Source organism: Anaerospora sp., assembly GCF_032013335.1.
In the GTDB taxonomy this organism is placed as follows: domain Bacteria; phylum Bacillota; class Negativicutes; order Sporomusales; family DSM-15969; genus Anaerospora.
Window position 1 is genome coordinate 257503 of record NZ_DALZUO010000002.1, and the last position, 15305, is coordinate 272807.

At 48.8% G+C, this 15305-nt stretch carries 15 protein-coding genes; 14 read left to right on the forward strand and 1 reads right to left on the reverse strand.

Annotation, left to right across the window (positions count from 1 at the left end; translation table 11 throughout):
* Positions 1–169 precede the first annotated feature (169 nt).
* From grdA (RTR76_RS03310) to RTR76_RS03375, 14 genes are all read left to right on the forward strand, one after another.
* Positions 170–652 carry a glycine/sarcosine/betaine reductase complex selenoprotein A gene (gene grdA / locus RTR76_RS03310; protein WP_312516668.1) on the forward strand — a complete coding sequence of 161 codons (483 nt, stop codon included), beginning with the start codon at positions 170–172 and terminating at the stop codon, positions 650–652.
* Positions 652–2145: a BCCT family transporter gene (locus tag RTR76_RS03315; protein WP_312516670.1), complete on the forward strand. Its 1494-nt coding sequence runs from the start codon at positions 652–654 to the stop codon at positions 2143–2145. The genes grdA (RTR76_RS03310) and RTR76_RS03315 overlap by 1 nt, the downstream gene beginning before the upstream one ends.
* A gap of 47 nt (positions 2146–2192) precedes the next feature.
* Positions 2193–3224 (forward strand): selenide, water dikinase SelD, encoded by a 1032-nt coding sequence (gene selD / locus RTR76_RS03320; protein ID WP_312516671.1) that lies wholly within the window; start codon positions 2193–2195, stop codon positions 3222–3224.
* A 7-nt stretch (positions 3225–3231) separates the two neighbouring features.
* Positions 3232–5100: a selenocysteine-specific translation elongation factor gene (gene selB, locus RTR76_RS03325; protein ID WP_312516673.1), complete on the forward strand. Its 1869-nt coding sequence runs from the start codon at positions 3232–3234 to the stop codon at positions 5098–5100.
* 19 nt (positions 5101–5119) lie between these two features.
* Complete coding sequence (trxB, locus tag RTR76_RS03330) at positions 5120–6049, forward strand: thioredoxin-disulfide reductase (protein WP_312516675.1); 930 nt, start codon at positions 5120–5122, stop codon at positions 6047–6049.
* A gap of 44 nt (positions 6050–6093) precedes the next feature.
* Positions 6094–6411, forward strand: coding sequence for a thioredoxin TrxA (locus tag RTR76_RS03335; RefSeq protein ID WP_312516677.1), 318 nt, complete (start codon positions 6094–6096; stop codon positions 6409–6411).
* 73 nt (positions 6412–6484) lie between these two features.
* Positions 6485–6952: a glycine/sarcosine/betaine reductase complex selenoprotein A gene (gene grdA / locus RTR76_RS03340; RefSeq protein WP_312516679.1), complete on the forward strand. Its 468-nt coding sequence runs from the start codon at positions 6485–6487 to the stop codon at positions 6950–6952.
* Positions 6953–7060: 108 nt separating this feature from the next.
* On the forward strand, positions 7061–8599 hold the full coding sequence (grdC, locus tag RTR76_RS03345; RefSeq protein ID WP_312516682.1) for a glycine/sarcosine/betaine reductase complex component C subunit beta: 1539 nt from the start codon (positions 7061–7063) through the stop codon (positions 8597–8599).
* Positions 8600–8603: 4 nt separating this feature from the next.
* Positions 8604–9770, forward strand: coding sequence for a glycine/sarcosine/betaine reductase complex component C subunit alpha (gene grdD / locus RTR76_RS03350; RefSeq protein WP_312516683.1), 1167 nt, complete (start codon positions 8604–8606; stop codon positions 9768–9770).
* 29 nt (positions 9771–9799) lie between these two features.
* On the forward strand, positions 9800–11188 hold the full coding sequence (gene selA, locus RTR76_RS03355) for an L-seryl-tRNA(Sec) selenium transferase (protein ID WP_312516685.1): 1389 nt from the start codon (positions 9800–9802) through the stop codon (positions 11186–11188).
* Between the two features lie 24 nt (positions 11189–11212).
* A complete protein-coding gene (locus RTR76_RS03360) occupies positions 11213–12538 on the forward strand; it encodes a glycine/sarcosine/betaine reductase component B subunit (protein WP_312516687.1) in 1326 nt (441 codons plus the stop codon).
* 12 nt (positions 12539–12550) lie between these two features.
* Positions 12551–13870: a betaine reductase selenoprotein B gene (gene grdH / locus RTR76_RS03365; RefSeq protein WP_312516689.1), complete on the forward strand. Its 1320-nt coding sequence runs from the start codon at positions 12551–12553 to the stop codon at positions 13868–13870.
* A gap of 154 nt (positions 13871–14024) precedes the next feature.
* Complete coding sequence (locus RTR76_RS03370; protein WP_312516691.1) at positions 14025–14936, forward strand: selenium metabolism-associated LysR family transcriptional regulator; 912 nt, start codon at positions 14025–14027, stop codon at positions 14934–14936.
* A gap of 65 nt (positions 14937–15001) precedes the next feature.
* Positions 15002–15157, forward strand: a complete 156-nt coding sequence (locus RTR76_RS03375) for an iron hydrogenase small subunit (protein ID WP_312516693.1) — start codon at positions 15002–15004, stop codon at positions 15155–15157.
* On the opposite strand, the gene RTR76_RS03380 is transcribed toward RTR76_RS03375, so the two are convergent.
* The coding region (locus RTR76_RS03380; RefSeq protein ID WP_312516772.1) for a hypothetical protein at positions 15102–15305 on the reverse strand (204 nt) is incomplete at its 5' end. The genes RTR76_RS03375 and RTR76_RS03380 overlap by 56 nt on opposite strands.

Sequence of the window (15305 nt, forward strand, 5' to 3'; positions counted from 1 at the left end):
TGTTTAACATTACATTGACAGCTTTTTGCGTTGCTTTTAGCCATTTTAGCAAAGTTAAGCCTGAAAACGGTAACTTTGCTAAAATGGCTTTTTAGCGCTGCAGTATATTTAACAGCTGTGGAACCGGCCTCAACTGTTTAAATAAAACTATATAAGGAGGAATCAGGTAATGTTGCTGAAAGACAAAAAAGTCATTATTATTGGCGACAGGGACGGTATCCCCGGGCCTGCGATTGCACTATGTGTGCAAACAGCGGGTGCGGACGTAGTATTCTCGTCAACAGAATGCTTTGTCTGAACTGCTGCGGGCGCTATGGATCTGGAAAACCAGAAGCGGGTTAAATCGTTTGCGGAGGAATTCGGTGCGGAAAATGTCGTAGTCATTCTTGGTGCAGCCGAGGGTGAGGCGGCAGGACTGGCAGCTGAAACCGTAACAGTAGGCGACCCCACATTTGCAGGTCCTTTGGCGGGAGTCCGGTTGGGACTAAGCGTATATCATGCATGTGAGCCGGAAGTGAAGGCTGAAGTCGATCCCCTGGTGTATGAAGAGCAAATCAGTATGATGGAAATGGTGCTGGACGTTGACAGCATTGTCGAAGAAATGAAATCTATTCGCAACCAATACTGTATGTTTTTGGGAGGGGAAGGATAATGATGGCAAATAACCAAGGCTCGCAAAAAAACGTTGTTCTGTATGTATCTGCTGCTATATCTTTACTATTTGTAGCAATTAGTATCATACTACCTGCTCAGATGGGAAAAGCATCAAATACGGTAATGGCATTTTTAACCGGCAATTTCGGTTGGATGTATCTCATGTCAGTGTTTATCTTTATGATTACTCTGTATAGTATTGCCATTAGCCGTTATGGCAGTATCAAGCTCGGCCAGGATGACGAGAAACCGGAATTCAGTAATTTCCAGTGGTTTACCATGCTCTTCGGCAGTGGGATGGGAATTGGCATGGTTTTTTGGTCGATTGCAGAACCCATGATGCATTATATGTCCCCTCCTATTGGAACGGGCAAGACCGCAGAAGCCATGTTCTTAGCCATGCGGATTGCATTTAACGATTTTGGTGTCCATGTCTGGGTTATTTATGCGCTTTGTGGTTTGGCCCTGGCCTACTTCCAATTTAGGAAAGGTCTGCCATGCCTGATCAGTTCGGTTTTCTATCCACTCATTGGTGATCGCATTTACGGACCAATCGGTAAGACAATTGACGTTCTTACCGTATTCGCCACTATATTTGGTATCGCTACCAGCTTAGGATTAGGAGCTAACCAGATTGCCTCCGGTTTGCAGTTTATCTGGGGAATCCCGTCGTCGCCCGGGATGATTGCCATTATTATAGCGGTAATGACTGTGATATTTACATTTGCTACTGTCTCTGGATTACACAAAGCAATGCAACTAGTTGCCGACATTAAGGTTTGGCTTTCGATTGTTTTCATGGTGTTTATCTTCCTCGTCGGTGGTTCGGTTTTCCAATTGAATCTTTTTACCCATGCGGTTGGCGATTATCTGCAAAATTTCATCGCACAGAGCCTGTGGATGGGGAATACGGATTGGGTTCAAGCATGGCCGGTATTCTACAGGGCTTGGTATATTGCGTGGGCGGCGTTTGTCGGTCAATTCATAGCCCGTGTTTCCAAGGGCCGCACTATTCGCGAATTCATTTTCGCAGTTACGCTGCTTCCAGCGGGATTTTGCCTCATTTGGCTGGGAATATACGGCGGAGCTGCTTTCTACCTGGATGAATTATCCAATGGTGCCATTCAGGCAGCAGTTAAAGCGGATTATACAACCGCACTTTTTGTTACGCTTAAACACATGCCATTTTATGCACTTACCGCCCCACTGGCGATTGTTCTGATCGTAGCATCGTTTGCAGGTGCAGCAAACTCTGCTACCTATGTACTGGGTATGCTGACCTCAGGCGGAGAAATGAACCCCAGTACAAAATTGCGCAGCTTCTGGGGGATTACGCAGGGGGCTGTTACGATCATGCTGGTTTTGGTTGGCGGTATTGGAGCCATCAAAACATTGCAGACAGCTTCCATTGCCGCGGCTTTTCCGTTCATGCTGATTATGCTGGCTATGTGCTATTGCATTTATAAAGCTCTTAATGAGGAAGATGTTTAGCAACAAAAGAATACCAAGTGCTGTACGTCAAGCAGAAAGGAACCGTTATGGATATTAGAAAACTGAATAAGTTTACTTCTTGTGGAGGCTGCATTGCCAAGTTGCCGCCAGGGCTTCTCAAGGATGCTGTTGCCAATATTCCTTCTTTTAACGATCCTGATTTGCTAGTAGGCTTTGACACTTCCGACGACGGTGCAGTCTACCGTCTTCAAAATGATCTGGCGGTAATCCAGACTTTGGATTTTTTTCCACCCATGGTTGATGATCCTTATTTATTTGGCAAAATTGCTGCCGCTAATGCGCTTAGCGATATTTATGCCATGGGCGGTCAGGTAAAAACAGCTTTAAATATTGTCTGTTTTCCTGAAGATGAGGACCCCGCTATTCTCGGAGCAATCTTGCAAGGCGGAGCAGAAAAGGTAAAAGAGGCCGGCGGCGTGCTCTGTGGAGGTCATTCTATCAATGATAAAGAGCCAAAATACGGCCTTTCGGTCACCGGAGTTGTCCATCCTGGCCGGATTATGTTTAACAACCGCTGCCGGATTGGTGACCGGATTTTGTTAACGAAGCCTCTCGGCGTGGGGATGGTGACTTCTTCCTATAAGGCAGGAGCGGCGTCCCGTGAAAGCTACGAACAGGCAGTGGAATCTATGCAAACGCTTAATAAATATGCTTTTGAAATAGCAGCCCGCTACAACATCCACAGTTGCACGGATGTAACTGGATTCGGTTTTTTGGGGCATCTGAATGAAATGGTAACAAGCGGTTATTCGATCCGGGTGGACAGTCGGCAGGTATTATACATACCAGAGGCGTGGCAGTTGGCGGAGGAATTTCTGATTACCGGCGGCGGTCAGAAAAACCGGGCATTTTTACAGGAGAAGGTAGCATTTACCAATGTGTCCCCCGCTATGGAAGAAATACTGTTTGATCCCCAGACTTCCGGCGGTCTGCTCATTAGTGTAGCCCCAGACGATGCAGTTGCACTGCTGGCGGAGCTGAACACTCTGTCGCTTGCTGCGTGTATGGTTGGCGAAGTGGTGGAGCGCGTCGATCACAATATTGCCGTATACGGCTGAGGTGCATATGGACAGTATTGTAATTGGAACTGCCGGACACATTGATCACGGCAAAACAACATTGGTAAAGGCTCTGACCGGTTTTGACACAGATACGCTGGCAGAAGAGAAGCGGCGTGGTATTACCATCAACTTAGGCTTTGCCTATTGCAAGCTTCCTTGTGGAAAAACAGCTGGTTTTGTTGATGTGCCGGGTCATGAGCGGTTTATTAAAAATATGCTGGCCGGAGCGGGCGGTATTGATATTGCCATGGTAGTAATCGCTGCGAGTGAAGGCATTATGCCGCAAACCCGGGAGCATATTCATATTCTGCAGTATCTTGGGATTCAACAGGCCATTGTGGTTATTACAAAAATTGGTATGGTAGAGGACGATTTTCGGGAACTGGTCGTGGAGGACACAAAAGAATATCTGGCGACTACCTCTTTGAAACATGCACCTGTTGTGCAGGTCGATTCGATTACCGGGCAGGGTATCCCAGAAATACTAGCCTTGTTAAATGGTATGGCGGCAGGGGTACGGCGGGAGGCTGTTACCAGACCCTCGCGATTACCCGTAGATCGGGTCTTCTCAATCAAGGGATTCGGGACCGTTGTTACCGGTACACTGCACGAAGGATCGATTAACTTAAATGATGAACTGGCGATTTATCCAGAAGGGCTTCCAGTTAAAGTAAGAGGGATTCAAATTCACGAGCAGACAGTTACTACTGCCCGCGCCGGACAGCGGACTGCCCTCAATCTGGGCGGCGTATCGGTGGAAGAAGTTCGCCGGGGATGCGTAATTGCCAAGCAAGGCTCAGTGCAAGCCACGTGCGTTTTGGATGTACATCTTTCTGTCGCTGCTGATGCCAGTAAGCCGGTCAAGCGCCTGGAGCAGCACAAACTGTATCTGGGTGCAACCGAGGTCTTAGCAAAGGTAATCTTCATGGGGCGCAAAGAGATATATCCTGGTGAGGAATGTTATGCCAAGATCCTGACGGAGTCACCTGTGATTGCCCGTAAATCCGACCGCTTTGTGCTGCGGAGTCTGTCTCCGGTTCAGACTATCGGCGGCGGCAGGATAATCGATCCGGCCGCTAAGCGGTCTGGCTATACGGATGAACAGGCTCTAAATATCATGAAAATCAAGGATCAAGGCACTCCACAGCAGGTCCTGGAAGTATTCTCATGGGAGAATTTGTTCGGTGATAAGGAGGCAGTTGCTGCTGTCTCCAACATCGAAGATACGGACAAATATTTTGAGCTATTGCTGCAATCAGGCAGGATTGTGTTGTTTGAAAATCGGGTTGCCCATGTTGAGGCGCTGCAAGCCTTGCTGGAACAGACGCTAAATATTCTGGAGGCTTATCATATCCAATATCCTTTGCGGGCTGGAATGACTAAGGCTGAATTACAGGCGCGGTTGGAATTTGCCGGTCATCCCAGAGAGTTTGAGTGGCTGCAGAGCTGGATGAAGGGGACTGGCCAGATTGGGCAAAGCGGTTTGATGCTTTATAAAACAGGCTTTGTACCCGTATTTTCAAAAAAAATGGGCAGTATTCGGGATGAAATGCTTGCTGCAGTGCAACAAGCGGGTTATTCTCCGCTTACAGATTATGAGCTTGCCGGTAACGATAAAGACAGACTGGCGGTATTGGAAGCTTTAATGCAAACAGATTTCATGGCCGTAGACGGACATGTCATTTTATTGAGAGAGTTATATGCACAGGCCAAGGAAACCGCCGCCGGGCTGGCCTGTACAGAAGGAGCCATTCGGTTGTCTGATTTCCGGGACAGCCTGGCAACCAGCAGGAAGTATGCATTACTGTTGCTGGAAAAAATGGATCGTGAAAAATTTACCACCCGTAGGGGCGAAGAGCGGGTGTTGCTGTGAGGAAGGAAAGGGAGATATCATGCAAATTTACGATGTTGTCATTATAGGTGCCGGCCCGGCTGGGTTGTCAGCAGGACTATATGCCGGTCGCTCCCGTTTGAATACTCTTCTGATTGAAAAGGAGAAGGACGGCGGGCAGATTGTGATCACTTCCGAGGTCGAAAATTATCCTGGGTGTATAGAAGAGGAATCGGGCGTATCCTTGGTAGCGCGCATGACCCATCAATCCGAAAAGTTCGGTGTGGAACGCGCCCTGGATACTATTACTGCAGTCGACTTTTCCGGTGATGTCAAAGTGCTTAAAGGCAAAAAAAGCGAATACCGTGCCCGCAGCGTAATTATCGCTACCGGCGCATTCCCACGCCCTATTGGCTGTGAAGGAGAAAAAGAACTCATCGGTAAAGGCGTTTCCTATTGCGCCACCTGTGACGGCAATTTCTTTGAAGATATGGATATTTATGTGGTTGGCGGCGGCGATACCGCGGTGGAAGAAGCAATGTATCTAACTAAATTCGGCCGTAAAGTAACCATAATCCATCGCCGGGATCAGCTGAGGGCGGCCAGGTCCATTCAGGAGAAGGCGCTGAAAAATTCTAAAATCAGTTTTATGTGGGACACTGTCATCACCAAATTAAAAGGCGACGGCTTGCTGGAAGCCATGGTCATAAAGAATCTGAAAACAGGCGAGGAAACAGAGATTGAGGCTCCGGAAGAGGATGGCACCTTTGGTGTGTTTGGCTTTATCGGCTTTTTGCCTCAATCGAGCCTGTTTGAGGGAGCCATTGCGCTGGAGAATGGCTACATACCGACTAATGAAAGAATGGAAACCAATGTTCCCGGCGTATTTGCCGCCGGTGACATCCGGGTTAAAGATGTTCGCCAGGTAGTAACCGCCGCGTCAGACGGCGCAATAGCCGCGATGATGGTGGAAAAATATTTAGAACACTAAGATCGATTGCTCGATATATCGAGACAAAAAAGGAGAGTGTCATTATGTTAGTTGTTGACAAAGAAACATTTGAACCTGAGGTACTTAAAGCAGAGGGCACAGTATTAGTAGACTTTTTTGGTGATGGCTGCGTACCTTGCCAGGCTTTGCTGCCCCATATTGAAGCATTAGAAAAAAACTATGGGGATACAATCAAATTCACTAAACTCAACACCACAGCCGCTCGGCGGTTGGCTATCGGCCAGAAGATTTTAGGTCTGCCGGTAATTGCTATCTATAAAGGCGGCACCAAAGTGGATGAACTGGTAAAAGAAGAGGCTACAGCAGAAAATGTGGAACAAATGCTTAAAAAATATAGTTAGTATATTTTGTATTTGACAGCAGCGGTATTAGCCGTAACTGTTTAAATAAATTACATGTAGGAGGAATCAAGTTATGTTGCTGAAAGACAAAAAAGTCATTATTATCGGCGACAGGGACGGCATCCCCGGCCCCGCGATCGCATTGTGTGCGCAAACCGCGGGCGCAGACGTAGTGTTCTCATCAACAGAATGCTTTGTCTGAACTGCTGCGGGCGCTATGGACCTGGAGAATCAGAAGAGGGTTAAGGAGTTTACAGAGGAGTTCGGTGCAGACAACATCGTAATCCTTCTCGGCGCAGCCGAGGGTGAAGCTGCAGGACTAGCAGCCGAAACTGTAACTGCCGGCGACCCCACTTTTGCAGGTCCTTTGGCGGGAGTCCAGTTGGGACTGAGAGTATACCATATATGTGAGCCGGAAGTGAAGGACGAAGTAGATTCACAGGTATATGAAGAACAAATCAGTATGATGGAAATGGTGCTGGATGTGGACAACATCATCGAAGAGATGAAATCAATTCGCGATCAGTACTGCAAATTCTAGGCTTTCATTGCGAAAGACACCGATGACGCGTGCGGTAAAACAAATGGATCTCTTATCAGGCCCTAGCTTTTACCGCACGCTCAATCTTTAATGGAAAGGATGTTTTCCATGTACAGTATACTCAAGGGAACGAGCTATTTTCTGGCGCATGCGCCAGAAATGGTGATTCACAATGGCACGACCCAGACTACCCAAAGGAAAATTGATCCCGATTCCAGCTATCTAAAGGAAATCGGCGGGAATATACGAGACTATGAGGCGTGCGTGGCCTATCCGCCCAATCAGGTTTATATCGGCAATATGACACCCGAAGAGCTTGCAGCACTGCCTATGCCCTGGTATGACAAGCGCGTCGAGGCAAAACGGCAGGGAGCATTCGGGGAAATTATGCCCGAGGACGAATTCATCGGTATGATGAAGGTCTGCGATGTGTTTGACCTGGTTAAGCTTAATGAAAGCGTCTGCCAAGCTGTTAAGACAAAGCTGATGGCACATCCACTGGTAGATAACGCTTTGCTGACAGGATTGGATAAACCTACTGGTGCGGCGGAGATTGCAGAATTGATTCAACACGCTGGGGCTGAGGCGATTCATCTGCGGGGCGAAGTAGTTGGCTGCGTGAAAGCAGCTCATGATATTGACGAAACACTGTCAGCACATGTCATTTTTGAAAATCTGGTCTCCAAGGTATCCTGCGTATTATCTATCCTCCATTTAATCCATCAGTCCGGTGTGAATAAAACGGAAATAGATTATGTAATTGAGTGCTCCGAGGAAGCCTGCGGCGATATGAATCAGCGTGGCGGCGGTAACTTTGCAAAAGCTGCAGCCGAAATCGCAGGACTCACTAATGCTACCGGCAGTGATGTACGCGGTTTCTGCGCCGGTCCCAGCCATGCACTGGTAATGGCTGCCTCTTTGGTCAAGGCGGGGGTCTTTAAAAATGTGCTGGTAACAGCAGGCGGTTCCACCGCTAAGCTGGGTATGAATGGCAAGGATCACCTGAAAAAAGGACTGCCGATTTTAGAGGATTGTGTCGCAGGGTTTGCAGTTCTCATATCAGAAAATGACGGTATTAACCCGGAATTCAATACGGATATTATTGGCCGTCATACCGTAGGCACCGGTTCGTCGCCGCAAAATGTTATCTCTTCGCTGACCTTTGCTCCTTTGGAGCGGGCAGGGCTTAAGTTAACCGATGTGGATAAATATTCACTCGAAATGCAGAATCCTGATATCACAAAACCTGCTGGAGCAGGTAATGTACCGGAGTCAAATTATAAAATGATTGGTGCACTGGCAGCTATGAAGGGCCAAATTCAGAAGGCTGAACTTAACGCTTTTGTGGAAAAACACGGCATGGTCGGCTGGGCTCCAACGCAAGGTCATATTCCTTCCGGCGTTCCTTATCTGGGGTTTGCTCGGCAGGAAATGCTGGCAGGAAAAATAGAACGTGCCATGTTTGTAGGTAAGGGAAGCCTGTTTTTAGGACGTATGACTAACTTGTTTGATGGTATTTCTGTTGTGCTCCAGAAAAATAGTGGTGTATCCCAGGAAACGGGTATTACGGAAGAGCGGGTAAAACAGCTGATTGCTGCGTCCCTGCGGGACTTTGCAGGACATCTTGCCGGAAAGCTGGAGGAGTGACGCTATGGCGGACAAAGATATTAACCGCATCATTGCCGGTACTTTTCTAAAGATGGCGGATATGCTGGAAAATAGCGCTGAAACGCCGAGTGCTGTTATTGCTCTCACCGCTCTGGGCAGTGAGCATGGCGAGGATGAGCTTTACCAGGCTGCCGCTATGGCGGCGGCCCAGGGCATTCAGGTGAAGGTCATTGGCACGAAAACCGGAGGTTATCCTGGTGTGGAAACGGTATGCGTTTCCACGGAAGAGGAAGGGCATAAAGAGCTGGAAAAGTTATTGATCAGCGATGCTGTTCAAGGCAGCGTAACCATGCATTACCCTTTTCCGATCGGGGTGTCCACTGTGGGACGGGTAATTACTCCGGCCAAGGGTAAGGTCATGTATATTGCCACTACCACCGGCACGACGGCTCTGGACCGGGTAGAAGGGCTTGTACGCAATGCGTTGTACGGTATTGCTACCGCTAAAGCCTGCGGAGTGGCCGAACCAACGGTAGGGCTGCTCAACATCGATGGCGCCCGGCAGGCTGAAATGCAGCTGCAGCGGCTGCAAGCCAACGGTTATCCTATCCGGTTTGCAACCTCTGGCAGAAGCGACGGCGGTGCTGTCATGCGGGGCAACGACCTTTTAATGGGTTCCTGTGATGTAATGGTCACTGATTCATTAACAGGCAATATTTTAATGAAGTTATTTTCTTCCTATCATACCGGCGGCAACTATGAATCTGTCGGTTACGGATACGGTCCGGGAATGGGAGACGGTTTTAATAAACTAATATTGATTGTGTCCCGTGCTTCTGGTGCTCCAGTTGTTAAGGGAGCCATTGAGTTCGCAGCCGAATTGGTTCGAGGCGATTACCAACGGGTTTTTGCGATAGAACTCAATGCGGCCAGACAGGCAGGCCTTGATGCTATTTTAGCTGGCTGCCAAGTTCAAAAGCAAGCGGGAGAAGCAGCTGAAGCAGTAGCATCACCACCGAAGGAAGTGGTGACGGCGGAAATTCATGGCATTGAAATTTTGGATTTGGAGAGCGCAGTACAGGCATTGTGGAAAGAAAACATCTATGCCGAAAGCGGCATGGGCTGCACCGGGCCGGTAATTCTGCTCTCCGATTCGAAAGTGAAACAGGCGCGGAGCATTTTGCTTGGCAAAGGATATATTGGCGAGTAACAACAGCTTTTGCTAGGAGGCTTTTTTCTATGACAATGCATCAATGTTTGCGTTCTTTACCGAAGATGGATGACCTCCTGAGAACAATAGAAAATGAAGCCGTCGATCTGCCGCGCAGCCTGGTAAAGTCGGTAATGCAAGAAGAACTGGGCCGCTATCGCGAAAGCATTGTTGCCGGTGAACGGGATTGCTGCAATCAGGAAGAATTACTCGCCGGTATCCGGCAGGAACTGGAACGGCAGTCACAACCCCATTTGCGAGGTGTCGTTAATGCCACCGGCGTAATCCTCCATACCAATCTGGGCAGGGCGCGACTGTCTGAAGGCTGCGCTGACATGCTGACCCGGGTGGGCTGCGGGTATTCCAATCTGGAATACGATCTTGACGATGGCAGCCGGGGATCGCGTTATCAACATGTGGAAGACTTGCTCATCCGCCTGACTGGAGCCGAAGCCGCACTGATTGTGAATAATAACGCTGCTGCTGTTTATCTTGTGCTGGATTCCATTACCAAAGGCCGTGAGGTTGTGGTCTCCAGGGGAGAGCTAGTAGAAATTGGCGGTTCCTTCCGTGTTCCCAGCATTATGGCAGCCAGCGGCTGCAAGCTGGTAGAGGTAGGTACTACCAACAAAACGCACCCTTCCGACTATATTGATGCAATTTCCGCAGATACCGGCGCCTTGCTGAAGGTACATACCAGCAACTATAAAATTATTGGCTTTACAGCAGAGGTGGAAATGCGGGAGCTAGCGGAAATTGCCCGGAACAATCACTTGCCATCAATCTATGATCTGGGCAGTGGTCTGATGGCGGATTTAACTCCTTATGGGATAACCGGTGAGATAACAGTGGCGCAGTGCGTCAGGCAGGGGGCAGATCTGGTCTGCTTCAGCGGCGATAAGCTGCTGGGAGGTCCGCAGGCAGGAATTATCGTAGGGAAGTCAGCCTATATAGCAGCAATGAAAAAGAATCATCTGCTGCGGGCCTTACGCATCGACAAGCTGACTCTGGCTGCGCTGGAATTTACACTGCGTCAATATCTCGATCCCGCGAAGGCTGTCGCGAACATCCCGACATTACGTATGATCGCTCAGCCAGCAGCGGTTGTCCAGGAAAAGGCGGAACAGCTTGCCGGCTTACTGGCCGGAACCGGGTGCCGGTGCAGTGTGGTAAAGAGCACCGCCCGGGTAGGCGGCGGTTCCCTGCCGGCTGTGGAGTTAGAGTCGTACGCTGTCGCTATCAACATGGAAGGGATTACTCCCAACAGGTTAGAGATCAGGCTGAGGGAAAACTCTATTCCTATTATTGCGCGCATAACAGATGACTGCCTGCAGTTGGATTTGCGGACCGTTGAGGCTGAAGAATTTGCGGATATTGTTCTTTGCCTGAAAAAAATTATCAGTGACCTTCGGATATAAATATAATACGAAAGGACTGTTACAATGAGACTGGATATCGTGAATTTCCCTGTAAGGGACATACAGTTCGGCGATAAAACAGCATACGTCGACGGAATCCTGACAGTCAATAGAGAGGAAGCTTTGGCGGTAGTGCGGGAAGACAGCCATATCACTGAGGCTGAGCTGCATATCGTAAAGCCAGGCGACGAGGTTCGTTTGGTTCCGGTAAAGGAGGCAATTGAGCCCCGGTACCGTGTTGGCGGCGGCCCGGTGTTCCCAGGCGTAACCGGCAAGCTGCTGCAGGCCGGCAATGGAACTACTTACGCTCTCAAGGACATGAGTGTTTTAGTCGTCGGGAAGCACTGGGGCGGTTTTCAGGATGGTTTGATTGATATGAGCGGAGAAGGCGCCAAGTACACGTTTTATTCACAAATAAAAAACCTTGTACTAGTGGCTGATACTGACGAATTGTTCGAACAAAAGGAACAGCAAAAGAAAAACCGGGCACTGCGTTGGGCCGGCATGCGGTTGGCGGAATATCTGGGCGAGTGCACTAAGGATTTGCAGCCGGTAGAGACAGAAGTTTATGAGCTTCCTCCTATTACCAAGCGCGACAGTGCGGTCAGTGAGCTGCCCAGTGTTGTACTGGTATTGCAGCCTCAATCGCAAATGGAGGAGATGGGCTATAACGATCTCAATTATGGCTGGGACTGCAATCATATGCTGCCTACCCTTATGCACCCCAATGAGGTGCTTGATGGAGCGATGATTTCCGGCTCTTTTATGCCTTGCTCTTCGAAATGGTCCACTTATGATTTTCAAAATTTCCCTATGATTAAAAGGTTGTATAAGGAGCATAGCAAGACACTGAACTTCCTGGGCGTGATTATGTCCAACTTGAATGTAGCGCTGGAACAGAAAGAACGTTCTGCCCTGTTTGTTGCGCAAATGGCAAAAAGCCTGGGGGCAGACAGCGCGATTGTGGTTGAAGAGGGCTACGGCAACCCGGACGCAGACTTTACTGCCTGCATTGTCGCCTTGGAGGACGTCGGTGTCAAAACGGTAGGTCTAACCAATGAGTGCACCGGGCGGGATGGCGCTAGCCAGCCGCTGGTATCGTTAGACGAGAAAGCTAACGCCATTGTTTCCTGCGGTAACGTATCCAGTTTAATTAAGCTGCCGCCGATGAAGGTGGTGCTGGGAGAACTGGAATCCCTCGGACGGGACGGTCTTTCCGGAGGCTGGAGCAACGATGAGTTGTTAGGACCTTCGGTGAAACCGGATGGTTCCATTGTAATGGAGAATAATGCCATGTTCTGCGGTGACCAGGTTGTTGGCTGGTCTACTAAAACAATGAAGGAATTTTAAGGAGGGAACCGTGTGAAAACGATCCTGTATATCAATCAGTTCTTCGGACAAATTGGCGGCGAAGAATTTGCCGACCACGAGCCGGAACTGCGCGAGGGTGTAGTAGGGCCGGGCCTTGCCCTGCAAGCCGCTTTAGGAGACAAAGTGCAATTGACGCATACGATCATCTGCGGCGACAATTTTATCGGCTCCAATACAGAAGAAGCAATCAAGCGTATTCTGGGCTTTTTAGAAGGTAAGGAGTTCGACGTTTTCTTTGCCGGTCCCGCCTTTAGAGCAGGACGTTACGGGGCAGCTTGCGGACATATCTGCTCAGCTGTACAAAAGAAATTCGGCGTTCCGGTTATTACTTCGATGAACGATGAAAACCCTGGCGTAGAAATGTATAAAAAGGAAATGTACATTTTCAAGGGCGGTGCCAGTGCTGCTGCAATGAGAAAGGACGTAGCTGCAATGGCTAATTTTGCGAAACGTCTTCTAGCGAAAGAACCCCTGTGTTCAGCGGATGAAGAGGGATATTTCGGTCGTGGCATTCGTGAGCAGGTCTGGCTGAACCCTCCGGTTAATGCTACTGACCGGGTAATTGATATGCTGCTGAAGAAAGTAAACGGCGAACCGTATCAGACAGAGCTGCGTATTCCTAAATCTGACCGGGCTCCTATCGCGTCTGCGATTCCGGCACAGGAACTGGCAAACAGTAAAGTGGCGCTGATCACCTCAGGCGGTATCGTGCCTGTCGGTAATCCTGACCGCATTCAATCGGCTTCGGCCACCAAGTGGGGCAAGTATAATGTAGAAGAATTGGATGCTTTGCAAAAGGGTCAGTATATGACTATTCATGCGGGTTTTGATCCTGCGGCCGCCAATAATGATCCTAATGTCATTGTCCCCCTGGACGTAATGCAGGAGTTTACCAAGGAAGGAAAAATCGGCGGTGTTTATAAATACTTTTACTCCACAGTCGGCACCGGAACGACGCAGGCCGAGGCTGCCCGGATGGGAAGAGAAATTGCACAGGAACTGATCAATGATGGCATCCACGCTGCTATCATGACCTCCACCTGAGGTACTTGTACACGTTGCGGCGCAACGATGACTAGAGAAATCGAACGGGCAGGAATTACCATCGTCCAGATGGCGAACTTGATTCCTGTGGCGAAAACAGTCGGTGTGAATCGTCTGGTTCCAACCATCTCCATTCCATATCCTCTTGGCAATCCATCCACCCCCAAGGACGAGCAGCATAGGCTGCGCCGCCACCGGGTAGGTGTCGCGTTGGATGCCTTGACCACCCCGATTGAAACCCCAACTCTTTTTGAGGTAAAAATTTAAAAAATTGTCCATACACTCCGTCAGCATCAATACTGGCGGAGTGTATGACATACCGGCAAAACAAGTAAGGTTGATGACTTATGCAAGTAATACGGAACAAAAAGCGTACTGCATCTACAGGCGCTTGTGCAGATTTTGAGGGAGGGTAGCAAAGATGGAAATGAAACAATTGGAAGCCTTTATTGCAGTGGTTCAGCACAACAGCTTTTCCAAGGCAGCCGACATGATCTATTTGTCTCAGCCGACCATCAGCGCCCACATCAGTTCTCTGGAGAATGAGATTGGTGCGCAGCTGTTGATACGCTCCACCAAGGCGGTGTATCCAACCCAAACAGGTAAAGAGCTGTTCCACCGTGCTAAAAATATTCTTGTCCTGCGTGATGAGGCCATTAGCAGTGCCAGTAAGGTTGACCATGAAGTGAATGGAGAAATTAGTATTTTAGCCTCTAGCGTGCCTGCTCAGTTCTTGCTGCCGGAAATCATTACGGCCTTTCGTAAACAATATCCTCATGTCGTGTTTCGTGTCCACCAGGCAGACAGCCTGCAGGTTTTTGAAGGTCTTTTAGGGTACCGGTATGATTTTGGCGTAGTGGGTACAAGCGTCCATTCCCGCAACTTGATAACGGTTCCGTTTTATCGAGATACGCTGGTAATGATCGCTCCTAAGGCTATGATAATTAATAAAGGGGAAATGCAGCGCAACCTGGCAGCGTTTTTACGACAGCAGCCTTTTGTGATGCGCGGGGACGGCTCCGGCACCCGCGTGGAAATGGAGCAATTGCTGCAGAAGCAAGGCGTTTGCGTCCAGAATCTGAATGTCGTAGCTTACTTCTACGACACCCAGAGCATCCTGTCAGCGGTGTCACATGGGATGGGGGTATCTTTCGTTTCCAAAGTGGCTGCCACTGCCTATGAAAAACTTGGGCAAATCAAGGTATATGACCTTGAACAGCAGGAATTTTCCCGAGAAATTCAGCTTGCTTTCAAAAAAGAAATGGTGTTATCGCCGCTCCAGAGGCTTTTTGTCAATTATCTAGAGAATTATTTTACTAGCACAATTTCCTAGAGGCGGCAAGCTGTGAATAGTAGCGTCAGCCCTGGGGTACCACAAAGGCTGTTAAGGAAGCACGAATGGCCGGTTTGTACCAAGCCGATCGCAGGCTGACGATCCGGAAGTCGCATGAAAATCCGGCTGTAAAAGCTTTGTATGATGAGTATTTAGGTAAACCGCTTAGCCATAAATCGCATGAGCTCCTTCATACTCATTACCATCCCCGCCATAAGTAGTAATAAATGAAGATTTGCCGGGGCAGGCATGGCACTTGTACCGTATCGTTATCAGCCTGATACGTAAACCATTTCCCTTATATAATGAAGCACAAAAATGACCATCAGTTTTAACGTTGGATAACACCGCAGAACCTCTCTGTACAGA